The sequence below is a fragment of the Magnetococcales bacterium genome, assembly GCA_015228935.1.
Lineage (GTDB): Bacteria > Pseudomonadota > Magnetococcia > Magnetococcales > DC0425bin3 > HA3dbin3.
In genome coordinates this window covers 1-4049 of record JADGCO010000178.1, presented here as the reverse complement: position 1 = coordinate 4049, position 4049 = coordinate 1, and the positions used below count along the sequence as shown (strand labels likewise).

Genomic DNA, 4049 nt, shown 5'->3' with positions numbered 1-4049 from the left:
ACAAAATATAAGGGAAACTTGATCCAGATCAATTTCCATGCATTTTTTCACTTGGACCTTTCTGCCTGGACCCGTCTTTTCAGTCAGGCTTCAGTCAGGCTTCAGTCAGGTATTCAGTTGGGCTGGTCATGATGAACTCATCCTGAATCCCATTTCCTCAAGAAATCGGGAAGGTTTTTTTCGATAACCGTTATAATGATGAGACCAACTGATATGGAGAGTCTCTTCGGTGCGTGTGATTGCGACAAAGCAGCCCCGACGTTCCTCTTCCATTTCTCGACTGTCATGCCCCTTTTTGACCGCCTGGTAGGATGGGAAAAGTTCGTCCGCCATCCCGATAAGGAATACATGCTTGAACTCCATGCCTTTGGCACCATGGACTGTCAGGCATGGAACGGAGCCGGGAACTTGCGCAGAAGACTTTGATTTCAAATCCATTTCCTGCAAATAAAGATGCAGTGTCACATTTTCTGGTGAATGCTCTTGCAGCAGAGATCCATGCAGCTCTTGCCACGTCTTGATTTCCTCGGCTTCCAGAGGATTATCCAGCCACTTGTTATTCCAAAACCATTCAAGCAAATCCACGAATGTCAGACGGTCCACAAGATCATGATTCACTCGATCCAGCAATTTCCGAATCGCATTTGGATCAATTATCGCCGATGCAATCGTGTCCGATTCAGTTTTCGTCAGGGAAGATGCGACCCATGCACGCAGGAAATCGCCGCCGTTCAAGGCCGCCGCAGCTTCAACGTCATTCACTTCTATCGAGATTTCGGTAAAATCCAGCCAGGTTACACAAACCCGCCGCAGAAACTCTCGATCGTGTCGAGCGTTGGCAAGCCTGAGTACGGCGTGTATCCAACGAACCGAAGCACACTCAAACTCGTTTTTCCGTTGCGACAGATAGGGGGTCAATCCCGAGTCAATCAACACGTTCGCGGCACGTTTAAGGAGCTTCGTCGAACGAGCAAGAACGGCACAATCTCCAGGAATCCATCCAGCCTGTTTGATTGCGGTTGGAATGAACATGAATTCATCATTTTCATCCTGGAATACCTGCAATTTCAAAACTGGCGAATCGCCAACACTTTTATTTGCCTCAAGTGGTTGTTTGGCAGGGGATCTTGTCCGATTGTGACCAATCAGATAATTGGCCATGGTGATAATCACAGGTGGGCAACGATAGTTTTTGGGAAGTTGGATCAATTCCATTTTGAAATCGTTTTGCAGTGCAAGCAATCTTTCCGGACTTGCGCCATTCCACTGATAAATGATCTGGTCATCGTCAGCGACAATGAAAATATTTGGCTGCTGATCTTCAACGAGCAACCTGAGCAAATCATATTGCGCCCGGTTGGTGTCTTGAAACTCATCGACACAAACGAACTGCCAAGTCAACCGGGTCAAACGTGCCACACCGGCATGCTCTGCAAGCAGTTTTCGCGCAAAATATAAAAGTCCTCCATAACACAGCCGGTTGCTTTGTTTCAGTAGTTCACAGTACTTGCCAAACAATTTGGGTATCCAGGGTGGCGTGGGAACCATCCCGGATACGGCGGGTTCTCTGTCATATGACTCCCTGAACAAATAATCAAGAATCACCAGGAGATTTTTTCGGTCATGTGGAATGGATGAAACATCACACTCAAGCGTGCCTATTGCATATTCGAGCATGGCCAAACGGTCTTCATCGAGAGTCAAAACCGAAAAATCGGGTTGTATTCCCACATGGCTGCCGTGCTGTCGTAGAATATCCCCGGCAAATGAGTGGAAGGTACAGAGATGGGCGCGATCTGCACGTCCTCCCACCAACCCATTCAGTCGCTCCCGCATTTCGTCGGCAGCTTTCGTTGTGAAGGTGAGCGCCAGAACGCTTGCATCCGGAAATTCCTTGAGAAGACGCGCTGCTCTACGGGTCAAAACGGCTGTTTTGCCTGAACCGGGACCTGCCAAGACCAGCAATGGTCCATGGTTCCATTCGATTGCCCGCTGTTGATTGTCGTTGGTTTTCATCCTGGCTCCGCCCATGTAATTGCAGCATTGATGGTGTCAACCAGCAATTTTGGCACTTGATTTTTTCCTGTCCTGATTTCGTCAAGAACTTGATGCACAGCAGCAATTTTTTTGTGATCCTTGACAGCCTTGGCAAGCTGTTTGATGTAATCGGGAGTACCTTTTTGTACGGAAACATTGGATCGAGACTGTGGGGTCAACAGACCTTCATATATTGCAGAGAAACCGCTCTCGCATAAGTGTTGCTCGATATTATCTTCCGGCATGACGAACAGCACCCTGTTAGCCTCTTTCTTTCCCAGAGATTGCCGGACCTTAACCTGATCGGCCTTCCCTTGAGTGTCATTATCGGTCAGGGCAATCCAATGAACACCCATTTTCTCCGCCACCTGAATAAACAGGCTGATGTCCGATTGTCGATAGGCCACGCACCGAATACCACTACGCTCAAGATTTTTTCCAAGACATCTTGCTGATTCAGGCAACAAGGTTACTTCAGATTCACCCTCGACAAGAATCCAACACCTTGCAAACAAAAGTTCCCCTCTGGAATGTCGGATATGATAGTTGAATTGTTTCTGTTTCTTCTCGTCCAATTCAATATTTTTGACGTATCTTGGGATCGTACCGCCTGGCTGTCGATCCAATCGAACGACGGAATCTGATGGCACTTCCGCAAGCAAATCTCCGCTGTGTGTTGAAATGATTTTTTGTCCCGGGATGCGTTCAATCAGTTTCCACAATGCCCGCACTGCGCTTGGATGCAGATGCACTTCTGGTTCCTCCATGGCAACAATTGCTGTGCCTTTGTTCCAGGCCTGAAGGAACGCATCAAACAGTGTCAACACCGCGAGACTTTGAGTACCTTCGCCATGTCGCCCGATTGGAATCTTCGCGCCGGTTCCTGCGGACAAGTTGACCTGTGCTTTGGCAAGCATATCGAACAAACGACCGGGAACAGCATCGACAGATACCGGATCATTCCCTCCTGCCATTGACACCACTTCCCTGATTTCTTTCAGTTTTTCTACGACCTTGGAAAAGCTGGCATGCGAAGAAACGATCAGTTGATTGACTTCAGCCAATTTGATTTCGATTTCTTCACGTTTTTCTTTGGTCAACTGGGACTCTTTCAGGAACGGTCGCCAAAAGGTTCCGTTGGCATCAAAGTGTTTTGCCGAATCACGCAGGGCGGACAAGTAGTAATACGACACTTCGTTTTGAAATATCGACAGGGCCGAATCCGGACAGTTCGTTAGTGGTGCGCCGGTCAAATTCTGGAACTCCCAGTCATGAATGAATTCCTGTGTTGCCGCATCAAATCTGGCCCCAACTTTCAGCATGATACATGCGCAGCCATCCGTATCCATCTGAAGAATTTTAATACGGTTCATGGTTCCTGTTTGTTGTTTATTCCATTCTCCTGGTTCAACTTCACGAAAAGTCAAACGAATGCTGATAGCCTGGGCCATGGATGGTTCAGACTTGGCATCTTTCAAATGAAAATCGTAGACATCAAATGCAAAGCCACGGCGGGACCGGATATTTCGCAACGCAAACCGCAGGGCATCCAGCACGGCGGTCTTGCCTGTATTGTTTTCCCCGATCAGGACTGTCGTATCCCCAAGTTCCATGTCCAGACTGGTTATGCCACGGAAATTTTCAATTTGTAAACGACGTAATTTCATATGGTTCCCTTATCCGTCTTCGACTATATTCGGGCTGTCTTGGCACATTTTGCCGGCTGGCCAGCCCGGCCCCAGTCATCGAAAGGGATTCGTTGACTGCACCTGACCAGTTAAACTGAAGTTCCTCTCCTGCAACGATAACAATATATTGATTTTTCTTGATTTGCGATCCGATTGAGGAGCGTTTTCTGCCTACATGACGTCTCCTGGTGAGATACCAAGGAGGCGAAACGCTTCTGCCTGAAGGGGGGTTGAATTGGTGAGCATGGAGAAGGTTGATGCGGTGTCATTACCCATGCGCACCGTGTTGCGGCATAATGTTGCCAGATTTTTGAGGAGAGACTG

At 48.0% G+C, this 4049-nt stretch carries 2 protein-coding genes; both read right to left on the bottom strand.

All coding sequences use genetic code 11. The features are described from left to right. Window positions 1–126: 126 nt before the first annotated feature. A complete protein-coding gene (locus tag HQL65_20330) occupies window positions 127–2016 on the bottom strand; it encodes an ATP-dependent helicase (protein MBF0138582.1) in 1890 nt (629 codons plus the stop codon). Further along, window positions 2013–3704: a DUF2813 domain-containing protein gene (locus tag HQL65_20325; GenBank protein ID MBF0138581.1), complete on the bottom strand. Its 1692-nt coding sequence runs from the start codon at window positions 3702–3704 to the stop codon at window positions 2013–2015. Before HQL65_20325 ends, HQL65_20330 begins: the two co-directional genes overlap by 4 nt. Between the last annotated feature and the right edge of the window lie 345 nt (window positions 3705–4049).

Coding starts and splice junctions, on each gene's coding strand:
- HQL65_20330 (MBF0138582.1), bottom strand. CDS start 2,016: ATGAAAACCAACGACAATCAACAGCGGGCAATCGAATGGAACCATGGA.
- HQL65_20325 (MBF0138581.1), bottom strand. CDS start 3,704: ATGAAATTACGTCGTTTACAAATTGAAAATTTCCGTGGCATAACCAGT.